Source organism: Ideonella sp., from assembly GCF_044358605.1.
Taxonomy (GTDB): domain Bacteria; phylum Pseudomonadota; class Gammaproteobacteria; order Burkholderiales; family Burkholderiaceae_C; genus Ideonella.
The window spans coordinates 1-19,757 of the sequence record NZ_JBIKNQ010000076.1 but is presented as its reverse complement, the minus strand read 5'-3'; the positions used below and the strand labels follow the sequence as shown (position 1 = coordinate 19,757).

At 63.9% G+C, this 19,757-nt stretch carries 15 protein-coding genes; 1 reads left to right on the top strand and 14 read right to left on the bottom strand.

Features of this window, described 5'->3' with window-relative positions; genetic code table 11:
- The 11 genes from ACIQ3Q_RS20290 to paaA all read right to left on the bottom strand — a co-directional run.
- On the bottom strand, positions 1-453 hold a 453-nt coding region (locus ACIQ3Q_RS20290), incomplete at its 3' end, for a hypothetical protein (protein ID WP_396271041.1).
- Positions 454-622: 169 nt separating this feature from the next.
- Positions 623-1,372, bottom strand: coding sequence for an ABC transporter ATP-binding protein (locus tag ACIQ3Q_RS20285; protein WP_396271040.1), 750 nt, complete (start codon positions 1,370-1,372; stop codon positions 623-625).
- Between the two features lie 2 nt (positions 1,373-1,374).
- A complete protein-coding gene (locus ACIQ3Q_RS20280) occupies positions 1,375-3,138 on the bottom strand; it encodes an ATP-binding cassette domain-containing protein (RefSeq protein ID WP_396271039.1) in 1,764 nt (587 codons plus the stop codon).
- On the bottom strand, positions 3,138-4,175 hold the full coding sequence (locus ACIQ3Q_RS20275; protein WP_396271038.1) for a branched-chain amino acid ABC transporter permease: 1,038 nt from the start codon (positions 4,173-4,175) through the stop codon (positions 3,138-3,140). The genes ACIQ3Q_RS20280 and ACIQ3Q_RS20275 overlap by 1 nt, the downstream gene beginning before the upstream one ends.
- 35 nt (positions 4,176-4,210) lie before the next feature.
- A complete protein-coding gene (paaZ, locus tag ACIQ3Q_RS20270; protein WP_396271037.1) occupies positions 4,211-6,253 on the bottom strand; it encodes a phenylacetic acid degradation bifunctional protein PaaZ in 2,043 nt (680 codons plus the stop codon).
- Positions 6,254-6,292: 39 nt separating this feature from the next.
- Entirely contained in the window at positions 6,293-7,507 is a 1,215-nt protein-coding gene (gene pcaF, locus ACIQ3Q_RS20265) for a 3-oxoadipyl-CoA thiolase (protein ID WP_396271036.1), read from the bottom strand.
- A gap of 140 nt (positions 7,508-7,647) precedes the next feature.
- Positions 7,648-8,733, bottom strand: coding sequence for a 1,2-phenylacetyl-CoA epoxidase subunit PaaE (gene paaE / locus ACIQ3Q_RS20260; protein WP_396271035.1), 1,086 nt, complete (start codon positions 8,731-8,733; stop codon positions 7,648-7,650).
- Positions 8,734-8,754: 21 nt separating this feature from the next.
- On the bottom strand, positions 8,755-9,294 hold the full coding sequence (paaD, locus tag ACIQ3Q_RS20255) for a 1,2-phenylacetyl-CoA epoxidase subunit PaaD (RefSeq protein WP_396271034.1): 540 nt from the start codon (positions 9,292-9,294) through the stop codon (positions 8,755-8,757).
- On the bottom strand, positions 9,288-10,106 hold the full coding sequence (gene paaC / locus ACIQ3Q_RS20250; RefSeq protein ID WP_396271033.1) for a 1,2-phenylacetyl-CoA epoxidase subunit PaaC: 819 nt from the start codon (positions 10,104-10,106) through the stop codon (positions 9,288-9,290). The genes paaD and paaC overlap by 7 nt, the downstream gene beginning before the upstream one ends.
- Before the next feature lie 13 nt (positions 10,107-10,119).
- Entirely contained in the window at positions 10,120-10,416 is a 297-nt protein-coding gene (gene paaB, locus ACIQ3Q_RS20245) for a 1,2-phenylacetyl-CoA epoxidase subunit PaaB (RefSeq protein WP_396271032.1), read from the bottom strand.
- A 29-nt stretch (positions 10,417-10,445) separates the two neighbouring features.
- A complete protein-coding gene (paaA, locus tag ACIQ3Q_RS20240) occupies positions 10,446-11,456 on the bottom strand; it encodes a 1,2-phenylacetyl-CoA epoxidase subunit PaaA (RefSeq protein WP_396271031.1) in 1,011 nt (336 codons plus the stop codon).
- A gap of 641 nt (positions 11,457-12,097) precedes the next feature.
- Here paaA and ACIQ3Q_RS20235 point away from each other — a divergent pair.
- A complete protein-coding gene (locus ACIQ3Q_RS20235; RefSeq protein WP_396271030.1) occupies positions 12,098-14,923 on the top strand; it encodes a LuxR C-terminal-related transcriptional regulator in 2,826 nt (941 codons plus the stop codon).
- 253 nt (positions 14,924-15,176) lie between these two features.
- Here ACIQ3Q_RS20235 and ACIQ3Q_RS20230 read toward each other — a convergent pair whose 3' ends face one another.
- Genes ACIQ3Q_RS20230 through ACIQ3Q_RS20220 form a run of 3 tightly spaced genes read right to left on the bottom strand, consistent with a single transcriptional unit; the run spans position 15,177 to position 19,464 of the window.
- The gene (locus ACIQ3Q_RS20230) at positions 15,177-16,205 is read right to left on the bottom strand and encodes a CaiB/BaiF CoA transferase family protein (protein WP_396271029.1); all 1,029 of its coding nucleotides are present in this window, start codon (positions 16,203-16,205) and stop codon (positions 15,177-15,179) included.
- An 8-nt stretch (positions 16,206-16,213) separates the two neighbouring features.
- On the bottom strand, positions 16,214-18,601 hold the full coding sequence (locus tag ACIQ3Q_RS20225; RefSeq protein ID WP_396271028.1) for an acyl-CoA dehydrogenase family protein: 2,388 nt from the start codon (positions 18,599-18,601) through the stop codon (positions 16,214-16,216).
- A gap of 23 nt (positions 18,602-18,624) precedes the next feature.
- Positions 18,625-19,464: an enoyl-CoA hydratase/isomerase family protein gene (locus tag ACIQ3Q_RS20220; RefSeq protein WP_396271027.1), complete on the bottom strand. Its 840-nt coding sequence runs from the start codon at positions 19,462-19,464 to the stop codon at positions 18,625-18,627.
- Between the last annotated feature and the right edge of the window lie 293 nt (positions 19,465-19,757).

Here is a 19,757-nt window from a genome sequence, read left to right as displayed (position 1 = left end):
TCGCAACTCATCGCCAGATCCGGTACTGGCCTGGAGCAAGCTGGCATGCCGAGCTGTGGCACGGTTAGGCGAGATGCTGAGCACATCTGCTCTGGCCGCCACGCTGTTCAGCGCGGCGCTCGGCAGCAAGGCCGACAGCGCGCGCACCGACACATAGTTGTAAAACACCGAGCCACCTTTGGCCACGATGTCGCTGCGCAGGTCAGCCAGCGACGCATCCGTTCCAGAGGCAACGATCAGCACCTTGACGTGCATGCCGCTGTGCAGTTGCTTGGCCCAGGTGACTTCAGGCAGCGCGCTGGAGTTTGCGGCGTAGGGGCGCAAGTCCGGAGCCAATTTGCTGGCGACGGCAGGTTGTTGAGCCTGAACAGCCCCCACCGCACCGAACAACAGCGCACTCACGCCTATCCAAAGGGCAGCCAGCCGCCCTCCCACCTGATGCAAACACTTCATAACGAGACCCTTCGCGATGACACAGCTTGGCGCCAGACCTGCTCATGCCGCAGGCCGCTTTCACCAAGAGGGCCTCATCGACCGAGATGCGGGGTCATGAAGTGACTTTTCATGCAATCAGTTGTATCCGAGCCTGGGCCGTGATGTAGATCACGGTCCCTCAGCAGGCTCAGCCTCGCTTGGCGCCCAGGTAGGTCTCAATCACCCGGTGGTCTGTGGCCAGGTCGCTGGCGGGGCCTTCCAGGGCAATGGCACCGGTTTCCAGCACATAGCCGTAGTCGGCCACTTCCAGGGCGGCCCGCGCGTTTTGCTCGATCAGCAAAATGCTCACGCCAGTGGCGCGCAGTTGGCTGACAGTGCGGAAGATCTCCCGCACCACCAACGGTGCCAAGCCCAGGCTAGGCTCGTCCAGCATCAGCACCTTGGGGCGGCTCATCAGCGCGCGGCCCACAGCCAGCATTTGCCGCTCACCGCCAGACAGCGTGCCGGCCAACTGCTCTCGCCGCTCTTTGAGCCTCGGGAACAAGGTGTAGACCTCATCCAAGGTGCTGCGCCACTGAGGCACGCGTTGGCGCATAGGCCTGAAGCCGCCCAAAACCAGGTTGTCTTCGACCGCCATGGTGGTGAACAGCTCGCGCTTCTCGGGCACCAAGGCTAGGCCGGCCATCACTCGGTCTTCCAGGCTGACTTGGGCCAGGTCTTGGCCGTCAAAAGAGATCACGCCACGCGAAGGCAGCACACCCATGATGGCGTTCAGCGTGGTGGACTTACCCGCTCCGTTGGGGCCGATCACGGTGACGACCGAGCCCTTGGGCAGGCTGATGTTCAGGCCGGACAGCACCTCGGCCTTGCCGTAGCCGGCGTGCAGACCTTCAATGCGCAGGAGAGGGGCGGAAGGCGTGGAGGGTGTTGCGCTCATCATCAATGCTCCGTGCCCAGATAGGCCGCTCGAACCACGGGGCTGGCCTGCACTTCAGCGGGCGTGCCAGAAATCAGCTTGGTGCCAAACTCCATCACCGTGATGTGATCCACCAAGCCCATCACAAAGTCCATGTCGTGCTCCACCAGCAAGATGGACAGCCCTTCCCGCTTCAATTGCCTCAGCACTTCTGCCAGGGCTTGTTTCTCTTTGAGGCGCAGGCCGGCTGCGGGTTCGTCCAAGAGCAGCAAGGCTGGGTCAGTGGCCAGAGCGCGGGCAATTTCCATCAGCCGCTGTGGCCCCAAGGCCAGGTTGCCTGCCAACTCGTGCATCTTGTCGGCCATGCCAATGCGGGCCAGTTGGCGCTCGGCTTCAGCAAACAAGCGCTTCTCCTCAGCACGGTCCAGGCGCAGCATGGCGCGCGCGGTGCCGCTTTGCGTGCGCAGATAGCCGCCCAAAGCCACGTTCTCCAAGACCGTCATCTCGGGGATCATCTTCACATGCTGGAAGGTACGACTCATGCCGATGCGGGCAATCTCGCGGCTGCTCATGCCGCCCACGTTTTGGCCCCGGAAAATCACCTCGCCCTTGGTCAGTGCCAACACGCCAGAGACCAGGTTAAAGGTCGTGGACTTGCCCGCACCATTGGGGCCGATCAAGCCCATGATGTCGCCGGCGCGGATGGTGAAGCTGACATCGTTGACCGCCACCAAGCCGCCAAACTCCTTGCGCACAGCGCGAGCTTCGAGCAGCGCCTCGCCCGCTGCAGGTTTGCTGCGCGAGGGCAGCGCTTCGGCGCCTTCCCAGTCGCGCACACGCGGTGGTTTAGGGAACCAACGTTGCACAAAGGTCCACAGGCCATCAGGGGCGTACTTCAGCACCAGCACCAAAATGACACCAAACACGATGGTTTCAAAGTTGCCGCTGCTGCCCAACAAGGAGGGGAGCAAGACTTGCAACTGGTCCTCCAGCAGCTTGACCACGCCCGAGCCCAAAAACGCACCCCAGACATGGCCAATGCCACCCAATACCGCCATGAACAGCACTTCGATGCCACGGTTCAGGCCAAAGGGCGAGGGGTTGACCGTGCGCTGAAAGTGCGCAAACAACCAGCCTGAGATGGCGGCCAGGATGGCGGCCAACACAAAGGCAGTCATCTTGTAGCGGAAGGTCGAGATGCCCATGGCCTCGGCCATGGTGGTGCCGTTCTTGAGCGAGCGAATCGCGCGGCCAGGACGTGAGTCCAGCAAATTGAGCACCGCAATGGCTGAGCCCAAAGCCACCAGCCAGATCAAGACATAAATGACCCGGCCACTGCCTAGGCTCATGTCGCCGATCATCAGGGGCGGCACGCCCAAAATGCCGTCGTACTTGCCCAAAAACTGCATATTGGCCATGCTGTAGTTCAGGGCCAAGCCCCAGGCGATGGTGGCCAGGGGCAAGTAGTGCCCTGACATGCGCAGCGTCAGCGCCCCCAAGACCACGGCTACCAGCACCGAAAGGGCCAGGCCCACAAACAGCGTCAGCCAGGGCGAAACGCCCAACGTGACCGACAAGTAGGCCGAGGTATAGGCCCCCACCCCCACAAAAGCGGCTTGGCCAAAAGAGGTCAACCCTGCCACCCCCGTCAAGACCACGAGGCCCAATGAGACGATGGCTGACAGACCAATGTAGTTGAGCTGGGTGATCCAGAAATCAGGCACCGGCAGGGCCGGCAGCAGCAACATGGCCGCACAAAACAGCGGCAAGATCCATTGGCGGCGCATCAGTGTTCCTCCCCATGAGGATCACGCAGAGAGCGCCACAGCAGCACGGGCAAGATGGATGCAAACACAATCACCTCTTTGAACGAACTGGCCCAAAACGACGCGAAACTCTCCAACAGGCCCACGCCCAAGGCACCGACCAGGGCCAAGGGATAACTGGCCAAGCCGGCCACCACCGCGGCCACAAAGCCTTTGAGGCCAATCAGAAAGCCCGACTCATAAAAGATGGTGGTGGTGGGCCCGATCAGCAGGCCCGACAACACGCCCAAGAAGGCCGCCAAGGTGAAGGCCAAACGCCCAGCGCCTGTGGCCGAGATGCCCATCAACCGTGCCCCCAAGCGGTTCACCGCTGTGGCACGCAAGGCCTTGCCCCAGAGGCTGCGCTCGAAGAACAGGTAGAGCGCCAGGATCAGGGCGCCCGAGGCCGCAAACATGATCAAGGCTTGTCCCGAGACAGCCAAGACGCCGACATTGAAGCGCTCGTCCCAAAACGACGGATTGCGCGAGCCCTCGGCGCCAAAGAAGTACAAGCCCAGACCCGTGAGCGCAATGTGCACACCGACCGACACAATCAAAAGCACCAGCACCGACGCATCCGCCAGCGACTCATACGCCACGCGGTAGATCAAGCCGCCCATGGGCGTGACGATGGCCAGAGTCATCAGCGCCTGGATGCTCAAGGGCAACTGCTGCGGCGCCGCCCAGGGCACGAACACCGCCAGCGCCACCGGCAGGGCCATGGTCTTGAGCACATTCTTGGCGATCTCCCCTTGCGGCCGCCCGCTGCGCACCCCCGCCACAGCATCCATCACCGCCACCAGCATCGCCAAGGCCAGCAGGAACCACACGGTGTCAGGCGTCTTGCCGGTTTGCAACACGGCCAAGGTCAAAGCGCCAAAGGTGACGAATTCACCTTGAGGGATAAAGATCACCCGGGTGACGGTGAACACCAGCACGGTCGCCAAGGCGAGCAGCGCATACACCGCTCCGTTGGTGACACCGTCCAGTGCCAGGATGCTTGCAATGGTGAAGTCCATGGTGAGGGCTTGCTCCAGCGAGGGTTCGGGTGCGCTTACACGCCGCGTTTAGACACGAGGGTCAGGATGTCGTAGCTGGCCACCAGCTCCCCATCCTGGTTCATCACTTCGACATCCCAGGCCACGACGCCTTGGCCGCGACCCTTGTCGTCGACCTTCATACGGTCGATCTTGCGCTTGGCCGTCAGGCGGGCTTGGATGGTGTCGGCAATGGCCACAGGCTTGACGAAACGCAGCGTGTCCAAGCCATAGTTGGCCAGCACCGGGCCAGGCGCCGGGCTGACAAACAAACCTGCCGCGGCCGACAGCACAAAGTAGCCATGCGCAATGCGCTGGCCAAACTGGGTGTCCTTGGCCGCAATCGCATCAAAGTGCATGTAAAAGTAGTCGCCCGAGATGCCGCCAAAGTTGACGATGTCCGCCTCACTCACCGTGCGGCGGTGGGTGGTCAGGCTCTCACCGATCTGCAGGTCTTCAAAGCAGCGGCGGAAGGGGTGCACATCGGTCTCGATGCGCGCAGCACCGCGCACAAACTCACCAGTCACTGCGGCCAACATGGTGGGCGAGCCCTGCACTGCCGTGCGCTGCAGCAAGTGCTTGACGGCGCGAATGCCACCCAGCTCTTCGCTACCCCCCGCGCGGCCGGGGCCGCCATGCTTGAGCATGGGCAGCGGGCTGCCGTGGCCGGTGCTCTCCACCGCCGCTTCGCGGTCCAGCACCAAGACGCGGCCATGCAAGGCGGCCACCTCGGGCACCACCCGCGCCGCCACTTGCGGGCTGCGGGTCACCAAGCTGCCAACCAAGCTGCCTTGGCCGCGTGCTGCCAGGGCCAGCGCTTCCTCAATGTCGCTGTAGGGCATCAAGGTGGTGACGGGGCCGAAGGCTTCGACATCGTGTACCGACGCGGTCTCCAGCGGCTTGCGCGCCAGCAGCACAGTGGGGCCAAAGAAGGCGCCGGCCTCGGTGCCCTCGCCACGCGGCGTGATGGCCTCACCGCCAAACACGCACTCCGCGCTTTGGCGCAGCAGGGCCACGCGCTCGGCCACATCGGCCTGTTGGGCATGAGAGGCCAAAGCGCCCATGCGAACGCCTTCAACGGCAGGGTCGCCCACGACCACACCGGCCAGTCGTTTGCTCAGGCGCTCGATCACGGCGTCCAAGTGTTGGGCGGGCACGATGCTGCGGCGGATCGCCGTGCACTTCTGTCCGGCTTTCACCGTCATTTCGCGGGCGACTTCTTTGACGAACAGGTCGAACTCTTCATCGTCTGGGCTCACATCGGGGCCCAAGATGGCGCAGTTCAGCGAGTCGGCCTCGGCATTGAAGGGAATGGAGTTGCGGATCACGTTCGGGTGCACGCGCAGCTTGGCGGCGGTGTCGGCCGAGCCGGTGAAGGTCACCACGTCTGAGCCCGTCAGCCGGTCCAGCAAATCGCCCGTGCCGCCAATGATGAGCTGCAGGGCACCCGGCGGCAGCAAACCGCTCTCATTCATCATGCGCACCACGGCTTCAGTCAAGTAGCTCGTGGCGGTGGCTGGCTTGCCGATGGTGGGCATGCCTGCCAAGAAGCTGGGCGCGAACTTTTCCAACAAGCCCCAAATGGGGAAGTTGAAGGCATTGATGTGCACCACCACGCCACGGCGCGGCACCAAGATGTGGGTGCCCGAGAAACCGCCCTTCTTGCCCAAGGGAATGGCCGGGCCTTCATGCAGCACATTGCTGCTGGGCAATTCGGCCGAGCCCATGCTGGCATAGGCAAACAAAGTGCCTGCGCCGCCCTCGATGTCGACCCAGCTGTCGGCGCGTGTGGCACCGGAGTGGGCCGAGATGGCATAGAGCTGCTCTTTGCGCTCCATGATGTACTTCGCCAAGGCTTTCAGGATCTGCGCGCGCTGCTGGAAGTTCAAGGCCAGCAAGGCGGGCAAGCCCGTGCTTCTGGCGAAGTGCAGGGCCTCGGCAAAGTCCAGGCTCTCGGCATGGGTCTGGGCTACGGCTTGGCCGTTGATGGCGCTGCGCAGGGTTTGGGCGGCTTGCGAGCCGACCCAGCGGCCGCCGATGAAACTCTGAAGAACGGTCATGGTGTGGAATGCCAAAGTGAGGGGTTCAGACGAGTCAGATCAGGCGCGCTCAACGGCCAAGGCAATGCCCTGCCCCACGCCAATGCACATGGTGGCCAAGGCGCGCTTGCCGCCGGTACGCTCCAGGTGGCGCAAGGCCGTCAAAGCCAAGCGTGCACCCGAGGCCCCCAAGGGGTGGCCCAACGCGATGGCGCCGCCATTGGGGTTGACGCGTGCATCGTCGTCGGCCAGGCCCAACTGACGGGTCACCGCTAAGCCTTGGGCAGCAAAGGCCTCGTTCAGCTCAATCACGTCCACCGAGTCCAGGCTCCAGCCCAAGCGCGCCAGCAGCTTTTGCGTGGCAGGTGCGGGGCCAATGCCCATGATGCGGGGTGGCACACCGGCCACCGCCGAGCCCACCACGCGCCCGCGCGGCTTGAGCCCGTACTTGGCCACGGCGGCATCTGAGGCCAAGAGCAAAGCCACCGAGCCGTCGTTCACGCCACTGGCGTTGCCCGCGGTCACCGAGCCTTCGGGCTTGACCACGCCTTTGAGCTTGGCGAGTTGCGCCAAAGTCGTCTCGGGGCGCGGGTGTTCGTCTTGACTCACCACCACCGGGTCGCCCTTGGCTTTGGCGATGGTGACGGGCTCAATCTCGCCGTCAAAGAAACCGGCGGCCTGAGCTGCGGCCCAGCGCTGCTGCGAGCGAATGGCAAAGGCGTCTTGGTCAGCTCTGGCCACGCCAAAGTCTTGGGCCACGTTCTCGGCCGTCTCGGGCATGGAGTCAATGCCATGCGCCGCCTTCATCTTGGGGTTCACAAAGCGCCAACCGATGGTGGTGTCTTCGATCTTGGCGCTGCGCGAAAACGCGCTGTCCGCCTTGCCCATCACAAAGGGGGCGCGGCTCATGCTTTCCGCGCCGCCAGCAATCAACAGATCGGCTTCACCGGCCGCAATGGTGCGGGCGGCAAAGGCGATGGCGTCCAGGCCTGAGGCGCACAGTCGGTTCAGCGTGACACCCGGCACCTCCACCGGCAACCCCGCCAGCAGCGCGGCCATGCGAGCCACGTTGCGGTTGTCTTCGCCGGCTTGGTTGGCGCAGCCGTAGATCACATCATCCACGGCGGCCCAATCGACCGAGGGCTGGCGCGCCATCAAGGCGCGGATGGGGTGGGCGGCCAAGTCATCCGCACGCACACCAGAAAGCGCTCCGCCATAGCGGCCAAAGGGGCTGCGGATGCCGTCAACAATCCACGCATTGCGGGTCAGGCTCATGTCTGTCTCCTGGAGTGAAAGGGACCGCCTGAAGCAGTCACCATACACAACTGTTTGGTGCAGTATATTGCGCCACCCTTGAAAGTGGGCGGCAGGATCATGCGGGTTTGCCCGGGCCTCGGGCAAACACTGGCGAGGCTTCAGCGCTCGTCGAAGGACAAAATCAGGCGCTCGGTCAGGGGGTGGGCCTGGCAGGTCAGCACAAAGCCGGCTTCGACCTCGGCTTTGTCCAAAGCAAAGTTGCGCTCCATGCGCACCTTGCCCTCCACCACCTTGGCCCGGCAGGTGCCGCAGACGCCCGAGGTGCAGGAGAACGGCATCTCCAGCCCAGCGGCAGAGGCGCAATCCAGAATGCTGGGCTGCTCTTTGCGGAACTCAATCTCGCGCTTCAGGCCGTCACGGATGATGACCACCTTGGCATGCTCGGCGTCGCCCGGTTGCGGCGCATGCACCGCCGCGTCGGCGGTCTGCCCGCTGGTGGGGGCCACCCCAAAGCGCTCGATGTGGATGCGCTCTTCAGGCACGCCCGCCGCCTGCAGCGCGGCCTCGGCCTCGTCGTTCATCTGGAAAGGGCCGCAGATGTAGGCGTGCGAGATGCTGGCCGCCGGCACCAAGCTGCTCAAAAACTCACCCAGCTTGTCGCGGTTCATCACGCCATGGTTGATGGCCGCATCGGTGTGCTCATCCGAGAACACATGGTGCAGGGTCAGGCGCGTGAGGTACTTGTTCTTCAAGTCCTCCAGCTCTTCCTTGAACATGGTCGAGGCCAGCGCGCGGTTGCCGTAGATCAGCGTGAACTCAGAGCGTGGCTCACGCGCCAGCACGGTCTTCATGATCGACAAGATGGGCGTGATGCCACTGCCGCCGGCAATGCCCACATGGTGGCGGCGCTCTTCGGGCTTCAGCGGCACATAAAAGCGGCCCTGCGGGGCCATGACCTGCACGGTGTCGCCCACCTTGAGCTGGGTGTTGATCCAGTTCGAGAACACACCGCCGCGCACCTTGCGCACGCCCACGCGCAGTTGCGCATCGTCCACGCCCGCGCAGATGGAGTAAGAGCGGCGCAGGTCTTGGCCGTCGATGGTGGCGCGCAGCGTCAGGTACTGGCCCTGGGTGAAGCCGAAGGTCTCGCGCAACTCAGCCGGGACTTCAAAACTGACGACCACGGCTTCTTGGGTGTCGGGCTCAATGGCGAGCACCCGCAGAGGATGAAAGAGAACGCTCACAAGCAGACCTTCCGAGGTTTGTTAAATGGGTTTGAAATGTTCAAAGGGCTCGCGGCAGGCCAAGCAGCGGTACAGTGCCTTACACGCAGTGGAGCCAAAGGCCGACAAGCGCTCGGTGCGCGGGCTGGCGCAGCGCGGGCAGGCCACCACGGGCTCGCCACCGCGCCCCAGCCAGCGCACCACCGAACTGCTGTTAGCAGGCGGGGCGGCGCAGGCACCGGGCGGCGCAATGCCATAAGCCAGCAGCTTGCGGCGGCCTTCCTCGCTGATCCAGTCGGTGGTCCAGGCGGGGTGGCGGCGGGTCACGGCCCGTGCTGGCCCCAGGCCTGCGGCGTCCACCGCGGCCAGCACCGATTGCTCGATCACTTCGGTGGCGGGGCAGCCGCTGTAGGTGGGGGTGAGTACCACTTCCAGGGCGCCATCGGCGCCGACCTGCACCTCGCGCACGATGCCCAGGTCGCAGACCGAAATGGCCGGCACTTCGGGGTCCGGCACGTCGGCCAGCACCGTCCAGGCTTGGCTGATGCGCGGGTCTGCCGACACCGCTTGGGTGTTCACCACACGCCCCCGGGATAAGCGCGTTGCAGGTACTGCAATTCGCTCAGGATGAAGCCCAGGTGTTCGCTGTGGATGCCGTTACGGCCCGTGGTGCGGAAGCTGGATTCTGGCGGCGGGGTGAGCTTGGCCTCGGCCAGCAGCGAGCCCATCTGGCCCATGACCACATCTTTCAAGCTGGACCAGGCTGGGCCGAATTGGCTCTGCGCGGCAAAGGCGTCCACCTCGTCGTCTTGGAACAACTCGGGCAGATAACGCCACATTTCATTGAGCGCAGCCTGCATGCGCGCGGCCGAGTCGGCCGTGCCATCACCCAAGCGCACCACCCAGTCGGCGGCATGCTGTTGGTGGTAGCGGGCCTCTTTGACTGCCTTGCCGGCAATGGCCACCAATTCCGCATCGCTGGAGTCCGCCAAGCGTGTCCACAGGGACAGCAGCCAAGTCGACACCACGGCATTGCGCAGCACGGTGAAGGCAAAGTCACCGGGTTGGGCACCGGCGCGGTAGAAGGCGTTGGGCAACTCCACCAAGGTGGGGTTGAGGTAGTCGCGCTCTTCGCGCAGGAAGGCCAGTTGATCTTCATCCAGGGCCACGCCCTGGGTGTCCGCAGCACCCAAGTGGCCCGCATGGGTGAACAAGGCGCGGGCTTGGCCGACCAGGTCCAGGGACATATTGGTCAGCGCAATGTCTTCTTCGAGCACGGGGGCGTGACCGCACCACTCAGACAGACGCTGGGCCAGGATCAGGCAGGTGTCCGCAATGCGCAGCACATAGCGCACCTGCGGTGCGGAGCTGGGGCGAATGGAAGGCGTAGACATACAGTGTCAGGCCTCACATGTGATCCACTGCCTTGGGCAGTTGGTAGAAGGTGGGGTGACGGTAGACCTTGTCTTCCATCGGGTCGAAGTACATGTCTTTGTCGCTGGGGTCACTGGCCACGATCTGGTCTGAGCGCACGGCCCACACACTCGTGCCTTCTTGGCGGCGGGTGTAGACATCGCGGGCCATTTGCAGGGCCATCTTGGCGTCAGGGGCGTGCAGGCTGCCACAGTGCTTGTGGTCCAGGCCGGCCTTGCTGCGCACAAAAATCTCCCACAGGGGCCATTCGTTTTGGGTGGCGGTGCTCATGGTGTTGTCCTTGTTTCTTGAAGCTGGCTTCAGGCCGCTTGGGCGGTCGGTTCTTGTTTGCGGGCATGGGCCAAGGCGGCCTCGCGCACCCAGGCGCCCTCTTCCCAGGCGCGTACACGCATGTTCAGGCGCTCGCGGTTGCAGGGGCCTTCGCCACCCACCACGCGCCAGAACTCGGCCCAGTCGATGGTGCCGAAGTCCCAATGGCCGCGTGCTTCATTCCACTTCAGGTCGGGGTCGGGCAAGGTCACGCCCAAGACTTGGGCTTGCTGCACCGTGGCGTCGATGAACTTTTGGCGCAGGTCGTCGTTAGAGATGCGCTTGATGCCCCAGCGCATGCTTTGCGCGGTGTGGGTGCTTTCGGCATCGGGCGGCCCGAACATCATCAAGCACGGCCACCACCAGCGGTTGACCGCGTCTTGCACCATGGCTTTTTGAGCCTCAGTGCCCTTCTCCATCATCACCAAGAGGCTGTCATAGCCCTGGCGCTGGTGGAAGCTTTCTTCGCGGCAGATGCGGATCATGGCCCGGGCATAAGGCGCATAAGAGCAGCGGCAGATAGGCACCTGGTTCATGATGGCCGCGCCATCTACCAGCCAGCCGATGGTGCCGATGTCGGCCCAGTTCAGCGTGGGGTAGTTGAAGATGGAGCTGTACTTGGCCTTGCCGGTGTGCAGCGCATCCAGCATCTGGTCGCGGCTCTGGCCCAGGGTTTCGGCGGCGGCATAGAGGTAGAGGCCGTGGCCGCCCTCGTCTTGGATCTTGGCCAACAAGATGGCTTTGCGCTTGAGCGTCGGCGCCCGAGTGACCCAGTTGCCCTCGGGCAGCATGCCGACGATCTCGCTGTGCGCATGCTGGCTGATCTGGCGCAGCAAGGTCTTGCGGTAGTGGTCTGGCATCCAGTCCTTGGCTTCGATGAAGTCGCCCGCATCAATGCGTTCGTCAAAGCGCTCCTGGCGTTGCATGTCTTCGGCCGAGCGGACCGGCTTGCTGCCGTCACTGGCCTCTTTGCCCATGGTGTCCATGGCTTGCGTGTACATAGGTCATGCCCTTTCGTGGAAGGTCGCAGCGGTCAGGAATTAGTTTACCGACCGGTCGGTTAATGTAATTCCAGGCCTTGCGTTGACGCAAGTCAAACTCGAACAGGGGAAACCCTAGTGAAGCGACAGTGCCTATTTGGCGACCAAGACCAGCCAGTGTGTTGTAGGGCGCTGATGACGCAAAAAGCCCCGGTGATGCGGGGCTTTCAAGGGGCGCTCAGAGCGTTCAGTGCCACAGGGTTTTCGCCGCTTGGGCCTGCGGCAACAGATCGCGCCAGCCGCCCACTCCCCCTTGCGGGCGCACCACTTCGCACACCCGACTGCGTGGCGGGGTCTGCGGGGCCCCGAGGGCCAGCGCGGGCCGAGCGAGCTATATGAGCTGGTGGGCCATAAGTATCAGAACAAAACAGGGGCCTTTGTCTTGGGCGACGGCATTGGTGGCGCGCAGCCCCTCAGCATCGCGGCGGCCGGAAAAACAAGAAGGGTAACGCTTCGGATGGATGTGATCATGGGGGTCTCCTTTGGGGCATTCTTCCTGACACGAGCATCGAACCAGTTCTCTCCCATCATTTCCCCATTCAGTGCCCCATGCACCCTACACCCCTGTGAACCAGAAGCCTCTCTCAGCTTCCCCCCCGTCCATGGAGGGGCCGCATGCGCTCAGCACGACCTCTGCCGACCCGACGCGCGACAGCGCCCGGGCGCATCAGCCCTATGGAACGGTTCCCGTGGGCGACCGCTTCGTCCCGCGTGACCGCTTGCTCGCGGGCCTGGTACACAGCGGTCAATACCGCTGTGTGGTGGTGCAAGCCCCGGCGGGCTATGGCAAGACCACGGTGTTGTCGGCCTGGCGGCACCGCTTGTTGCTGTTGGGGTTGGAGGTGTGCGGGTTCACGGTGGGCCCGGCCGACAACCAGTTGGAACGCGGGCTCGATGTGCTGCTGACGGCGTTTGCTGAGGTGGACGAGGCCATTGCCCGCGAGGCGCGCATTTTGGGCGGCTACAGCGGGGACGCCTATTCGATAGAGCGCGTGGTGATGTCCTTGGTGCGCGGGATCACGGCCTCGGACAAACCCATTGTCTTGCTGGTGGACGACCTCCACCACTGGCAGGAGCCACGGCTGCTGGAGGCGGTGCAGCTTCTGCTGGACTATGCGCCACCCAAACTGCGGTTTGTGCTGTCTTCACGCAACGCCATGCAGTTGTCGCTCTCGCGCTTGAGGGCCCAAGACGAGTTGCTGGAAATCGGCCTGGACGACCTGTGCCTGACCTTGCCTGAAGCCGCCGCCCTGATTCGCGCCCACCTCGGCGAGGTCAGCGACCAGGAGGTGGACGCCATGCACCAGTTGACCCACGGTTGGGCAGCGGGATTGCAGCTGCTGTGCATCGCCAAAAAGAGAAAGAAGGCGCCGACCCTCGCAGCGGACATGCGCAACCCGAGGGCGTTTTCAGACTATTTTGAGCGCGAGGTCTTGGCGCAGTTGTCGGCTGATCAGGTCCACAGCTTGGTGTGTGCAGCGGTGCCTCAGCATTTTTCGGCCCTCTTGTGTGCGGACTTGGTGAGCGACGCGCAGGGCCAAGCGGTCAGCCATGAACTGCTGGCCCGCCTGGAGCGCGAGCAGCTCTTCATCAGCCCCGTCAATGAACACGTTTACGGCACCGCTAACGTCCCTGGCAACGGGGCTGGAAGAGGCCGGTCTGCTGAGGCCTGGTGGCGCATGCACCCGCTGTTGCGCGATGTCTTGTTGAACCGTTTTGCCCAATGGTCCGTCAATCTACAGACGACGATTCATCAACGCGCTTGGGCTGCGTTTTCAGCGCGGGGCATGATGCACGACGCCGTGCGCCATGCGGTACAGGCCGGTGCCCCTGAAGCCGCTGCGCAACTGGTCGAAGCCACCGCCCTTGACCTGTTTGTGAGTGGCGAGTTGCGCCAGTTGGCCGCCTTGGTTCGCCTGCTGCCCCCGGCCACGGTGACGCAACGCGCGGGCCTGCGCCTGTGGTTAGCCTGGCTGCAAGTGTTTGAGCACCGCATGGACGAATGTGCCGAAAGCATTCAAGCCCTGCTCGCGATGCAAGACCCCGGTGACCCTGTGGCGCACTACCGCCTGGTGGTGTTGCGGGGCCTGTATGCCGTGCAGCGCGATGACACCGCCAGCGCGCAAGACATCCTGCCCGAACTGTTGCGCCCGCCCGAGCATGCGGACGTGATTGCCTTGGCCGGGCGCCGCAACATCCTGACCTGGATCTATCTTTTTCAAGGCAACTACACCGATGCGCGCCAGGTGCAGCTTGACCCGGGCGTGTTTCTGTTCAACGGTCGGCGTTTGTTGGGCTCCCCCTTTGGCATGTTGGCGGGGCGGTGCCTGCTGGGCCTGACCTACTCGGTCGAAGGCGACATGATCCAAGCCGAGCGCATTTACCGAGAGGTCTTGCACGAGGCTGAGAAGCAAGGCCCGGCCTGCATTGACGCGGCCTGTTTGGCGGCGGGCTTGTTGGGCGAGGTGCTGTACGAGCTGGACGGCAAAGAGGCCGCCGTGCAACTGCTGGAGAACCGCCTCGATGTGTTGGAGCAAGTCTCCATCCCCGACACGGTGTTGCGCGCCATGATCATCATGGGCTGGTCGCGGCGGCTGGCCGGGCTGCCGCTGGAGGCCTTTGGGTTCATGGACCGGCTGGAGCAGTACGCCTTGGCGCGTCGGCTGGACCGCCCGCTGGCGTACAGCTTGGCCTTGCAACTGCGTTGGCATTTGGAGGACCACAACTTTTCTGTCGCCCACACGCTGATGACCCGCTTGGAGGCGCTGAGCCAAAGCCCCACCCAGACCGGCAAGTCTGCCCTGACCGAGGTCTCGGTGTCGGTGGAGCGCGCCCGGATTTTGCTGTGCCTTGACAGTGGCGACCTGTCGGCGGGCTACGCGCGCTTGCTCAAACTCATTGAGTTTTGTGAATCCATCGGCTTCAAGCGGCGGGCAGCGGCGCTGCAGGTGCAATGCGCGGCTGTGCAACAGCGCCTCGGTCACCCTGACAGCGCCGCTGAGCACATGCGCCAGGCCATGCGCCTGGGCCACAAGTTGGGCCTGCTGCGCAGCTTGCTCGATGCCCACAAAGACGCGGGCGCGTTGGCCGAACCGGCGGCCATCAGCGCCGACCAAGAGCCAGTGCTGGCGTTTTACGCCCAGCGCTTGATCGCCGCCTCGCGCAAAACCAGCACCCAAGCCCCGCCCCTGCACAGCGCGGTGAGTAGCAATGACCGTGTTTCTAAACTGGCCGAGCTCAGTGGCCGCGAGGCCGATGTGGTGCGCCTGCTGGCCCAAGCCATGCCCAATAAAAAAATCGCCCGCAGCCTGGGCCTATCCCCTGAGACGGTGAAATGGCACCTGAAGAACATCTATACCAAGCTGGACCTGACCAGCCGAGATGAGGTGGTGGCACTGTGTCGGCAAAGCGCCTTGTTCACCGAGTGAGTCATGCGGATACAAGGCGCCAACCACTCTGATCCAAACACGACCCCGACCAAGGAAGCACACTCAATCGCAGGCCTTTCGCGCGGCGCTTTCTACTTCCGCCTTTGGAAGGTTTGTGCGGACTGTCCGTCCTGCGGCGGCCGGCGCACGGCTGAAACGGTTCAACTGAGTGTCTTTGCGCTGACTCTTCTTCTGACTCACACCGCCCCAAACCTCGATGTTGGAACAACGCCACCTTTGCTTGTTCTGAGCTTCACAAAAACCGAGGTGCCACCGCAGGCCGGATGTCGCTGGCCGACACCTGCCTGAACGTGCCCCGCGCCAAGTTATGGGGATGTTGCGCCGCCTCGGCCATGCTGAGTACCGGGGCGAAGCAGGCGTCGCTGCCTTCCAGCAAGTCGCACCATTCATTGCGCGCTTTGCTCAGGAAGCAGGCGGTCAGCCGCGCTTTCAAGCCGGGCCATGCGGCGCGGTCGTTCTGCGCTTTGGGGTCCACATCGTGCATGCCCAGCTTGTCCAGCAAGAGCGCGTAAAACTGGGGCTCCAGGGCGGCGATGGTGATGTGCTGGCCGTCGGCGCAGCGGTAGGTGTCGTAAAACGGTGAGTCGTGGAACAGGCTGGGCTGGGCGCTGTCGATGCCGCCACGGGAGCGAATCCAATGTGCCAGCGAGCCCAACATGGCCACCACGTCAACAATCGCGGCGTCTACCACCCGGCCTTGGCCGGAGCTTCGCGAGTCGAGCAGCGCGCAGGTGATGCCAAATGCCAAACCCAAGGCCCCGCCCGCATCGCCCAACACCGTGGGCGGAGCGATGGGGGCCACGCCTGGGCGGGCGGAGAGCGAGAGCAAGCCCGTCAAGGCCAGGTAGTTCAGGTCGTGGCCCGCCGCCTGTGCCAAGGGGCCGCTTTGGCCCCAGCCCGTCATGCGGCCATAGATGAGGCGCGGGTTGCGTTGCAAGCAAACGTCAGGCCCCAGGCCCAGGCGCTCCATCACGCCGGGGCGGTTGCCCTCGATCAAGGCATCAGCGCGAGCCACGAGCTCCAGCGCAGCGGCCACGCCCTCAGGCTGCTTCAAATCCACAGTGACCAGCGTCTTGCCTTCGCGCAGGGCGTTGTCTTGGGTCTTGCCTGCGCTCAACAACTTTTGGCCCTCTGGGCGGGCCAAGACGGTGACGGTCGCCCCCATATCTGCCAAGATCTTGCCGGCCACCGGGCCGGGGCCGATGCCCTCGAATTCGACAATGTGGATGCCGTGCAGCGGTGGGCGGGTGTGGGCGTTCATGTTTGTGTTCATACCCGACCTCGCAACGCGACCATGCGCCCCAGGTGATGGTGGTGGTCGCCCAGCAAGACATCGTTGGCGGCCAGACGGCGGGCGTGGTGGCTGATGGCGGTTTCGTCTTGCAAACCGACAGCGCCGTGCAGTTGCAAGCAGTCCAGCGCGATGGCGCGACCCGCCTTGCCCGCCATCCATTTGGCCGCGCTCACGCGGCAGGCGCGCTCGGTGGACGAGACGGCAGGGGTTGAGGTGTTGCCCCACGCCGCAGCGGCCTCGCGCAACAACGACTGCGCGTGTACCCAGCTTCGATAGTGCTCGACCACCCGGTGTTGCAGCGCTTGGTACTCGGCGAGGCTTTTGCCAAACTGCTTGCGGGTGCGCATGTATTCGACCGTCAGCGCCAAGGCGCGGCGCATGCTGCCCACGCTTTCGGCGCACAGGGCCACGGTGGCAAAGGCCAGGGCGTCGTCGAGAATACGGGCCGCTTGCTCGCCCTCGGCCAAGCGCTTGGACGCCGACACGCGCACGCCTTGCCAGATCACATCTGCCGCGCCACGGCCATCGTGCAAGCGCCTGTTCTCCACCGTTAACCCAGGTGTGTTGACGGCGCAGTCGAACAGCGCAAAAGTACCCGTGTCCAAGCCATTGTCCAAGCGGGCCCGCACGATCACGCGGTGGGCCACATCGGCGCCCAGCACCAAGACGTTGCGGCCAGTCAGCAGCCAACCGTCGCCATCTGGCTTTGCCGTGACGGGCTGGGCTGCGATGGGGTCATTGCGCTCGGTGTGGGCCACGGCCACAAAATCGCCTTGTTGCAGGCCGTCCAACGCCGCGCGTCTGCCCTCAAAGTTCGTCGAATGCATGAGCACCTGCTGGGGCAACACCGAGGCCCAGAGCACCGGCTCCAACACCAGCGCTTCGCCCAACGCCCCCATCACGGGCAAGAGGTCGGCCAGCGTGCCGCCAAAGCCGTCGTCACTTTCGGGCAGCAGCAGGCCGCGCACCCCCAGGTCGCCATAGCCCGACCAAAAAGCCGTGTCCACCCGGGTGGAGCCCGCGAGCATGGCGCTGCGCTGATCAAAGCTGTAGCTGTCCGCCAAGAGGCGGCGCACACCTTCATCGAGCATGACTTGCTCTTCGCTCATGTCGGCGGCCAGTGGTTGCTCCAGCGCGGTTTGGCCGCCGAAGATGGCCTTGGCCACAATGCCGCGCTGCACCTCAGAGGTGCCACCGCCCAGGGTGATGCCCCGGTAGCGCCACATGTGCAGGGTCAGGTTGCCCGCGTGCTCTGGCACCAGGGGCGTGGTCGATGGCGTGCCCGTCAAGGCGTTGGCATCGAACACCAAGCCGTCGGTTCCCAAAAAGTCTTGCTGGAGCTGGTGCAGGTCTTGCAGCACCTCGTTGCCTTGCAGCTTGAGCAGCGAAGCTTCCAGTGTTGGCTCTTGGCCCGCCTCCACCGCGCGCACCGTGGGCCACCAAGCTGCTTCCATGGCGCGCACCCGAATGTCCAACTCGGCATAGCGGCGGGCATACACATCTTGGTCTAACAGCGACGCCCCACTCACGCCGCGCCCTTGAGCCAGATGTGGGGTCTCCATCAGTGCTGCGCGGCACTCGGCCACCCGCGCCACAAACAGGCGCTCGGTGACCAGCAAGCCCTTGGCCACAGCCCAGCCCGCGCTCTCGGTGCCGACCAGGTTCTCGACGGGCACGCGCACTTCGTCGAAGAACATCTGCACATGCAAGACCCCGCCGTGCATGAAGCGGATCGGCCGGACTTCTACGCCTTTTGAGTTGAGGTCGATCAGCAGCACCGAAATGCCGTCTTGCTTGCGCGGTGAATCGGGGTTGGTGCGCACCAAGACCAGGGCCCAATTGGCCCAGTGGCCGTAGCTCTGCCATATCTTGCTGCCGCTCACCACATAGTGATCGCCCTCGCGCCGGGCCGTGGTGCGCAGCGAGGCTAGGTCTGAGCCCGCTTCAGGCTCGGAGTAGCCCTGCGCCCAGAAGTCTTCAAACGACAGCATGCGCCCCAAGAAGCGCTGTTGCTGGGCGGCAGAGCCGTGGCGAATGAGCGTCGGCCCGATGGTGTCGATGCCGATGTTTTCATAGACCGGCGCGTTGATCTGGGTGATCTCTTCCCGAAAAATGGCCTGTTGCGCCAGCGACCAACCCGTGCCCCCATGCTGCACCGGCCAGCCGGGGGCGGCCCAGCCGCGCGCATGAAGAATCCTCTGCCAGCGCATGGCCTGTTCTCGGGTGACAAGGCAGTGCGAGCGCACGGCCAAGGCAATGTCGTCGGGCACGGCGTTTTGGAGAAAGCCGCGCACCTCGGCGCGAAAGGCGTCGAGGTCCACGGCGTTGGCGGCTTGGGTCATGGTGGGTTGTTCTTGCAGCATCGCGTCAGGGCTTTTCAGGGTTCTCAAGTGTTTCTGGCGGGGCGGTCCCAATCAAAGACGCCAGGCTCGCCTTGGGCGAAGCGCGCCACGGCTTGCTCGTGATAGGGGGTGTGCATGGCCACCGCCTGTGCATAGGCCTCCAGAGCCGAGAGCGTGGCGTGGTCGGTTTCAAAGCTCTTGTTGAGCAGGCTCTTGGTCAGGGCGGTGGCTTCGCGCGGGCCTGCACAGAGCTTGCGCGCGAAGGAGTGGGCTTCATTCAGCAAGGCCTCGGGCGGGTACACGGCATGCACAAAGCCCAGCGCCTTGCCTTCTTCAGCGCCAATGCGGCGCGCGGTCATCATCACGTCTTTGGCCTTGGCCAGCCCGATGATGCGCGGCAAGAGGTAGAGCGCGCCGTAGTCAGGCACCGCGCCCACCCGGGCGAATGACATGCAAAAGGCGGCGCGGGTGGAGGCCAAGATGAAGTCGGCCTGCAGCGCAATGCTGAAACCCGCGCCATAGGCCGGGCCGTCCACCGCTGCGATCACCGGTAGGTCAAGTTCGCGCAGGCGGTTGACCCAGCGCTGGGCTTCTTGGATGCGGCGGCGAGTGGCATCTGGTGAGTTGAGTTCAGGGTCGGGGTTTTGCAAGCGCTCGTGCATGCCTTTCACGTCGCCGCCAGCGCAAAAGCTGCCGCCCGAGCCTGTCACGATTAACACCCGGAGGCTGCGGTCGCTGCTCAAGCGATCCAGCATATCGTGGTAGTCGCGGCGCATCTCGTCCGACAAAGCATTACGGGCGGCGGGCCGTTGATGAGAAAACGTCGCCACGCCGTCTTCGATATGCAACTGAGATTCGCGCAGCTCAATGGTCGCTGGGGTCACGGTGTTTCTCCCTTACAGAGTTTGTGGGTCATTCCGAAATACCTGACACCGTTCAGGCCAGGTACAGGGTGCCGTTCGGGCTGAGCTTGTCGAAGCCCTGTCCTTCGACAAGCTCAGCCCGAACAGCGCATTGGCTGGGTCCTGAAGGGTGAAACGCTCAATAACAGGGGTTGTAAGCTCAAACCCGATATTATTCCGACGACCATGATGTAACCGACTTTCGGTCTTTCGCAGCGAATGCCGCTCCGAGCTGCCGGGCCCGCTTTTCCAGGTCGGTGTGCAGGTAGACGGAC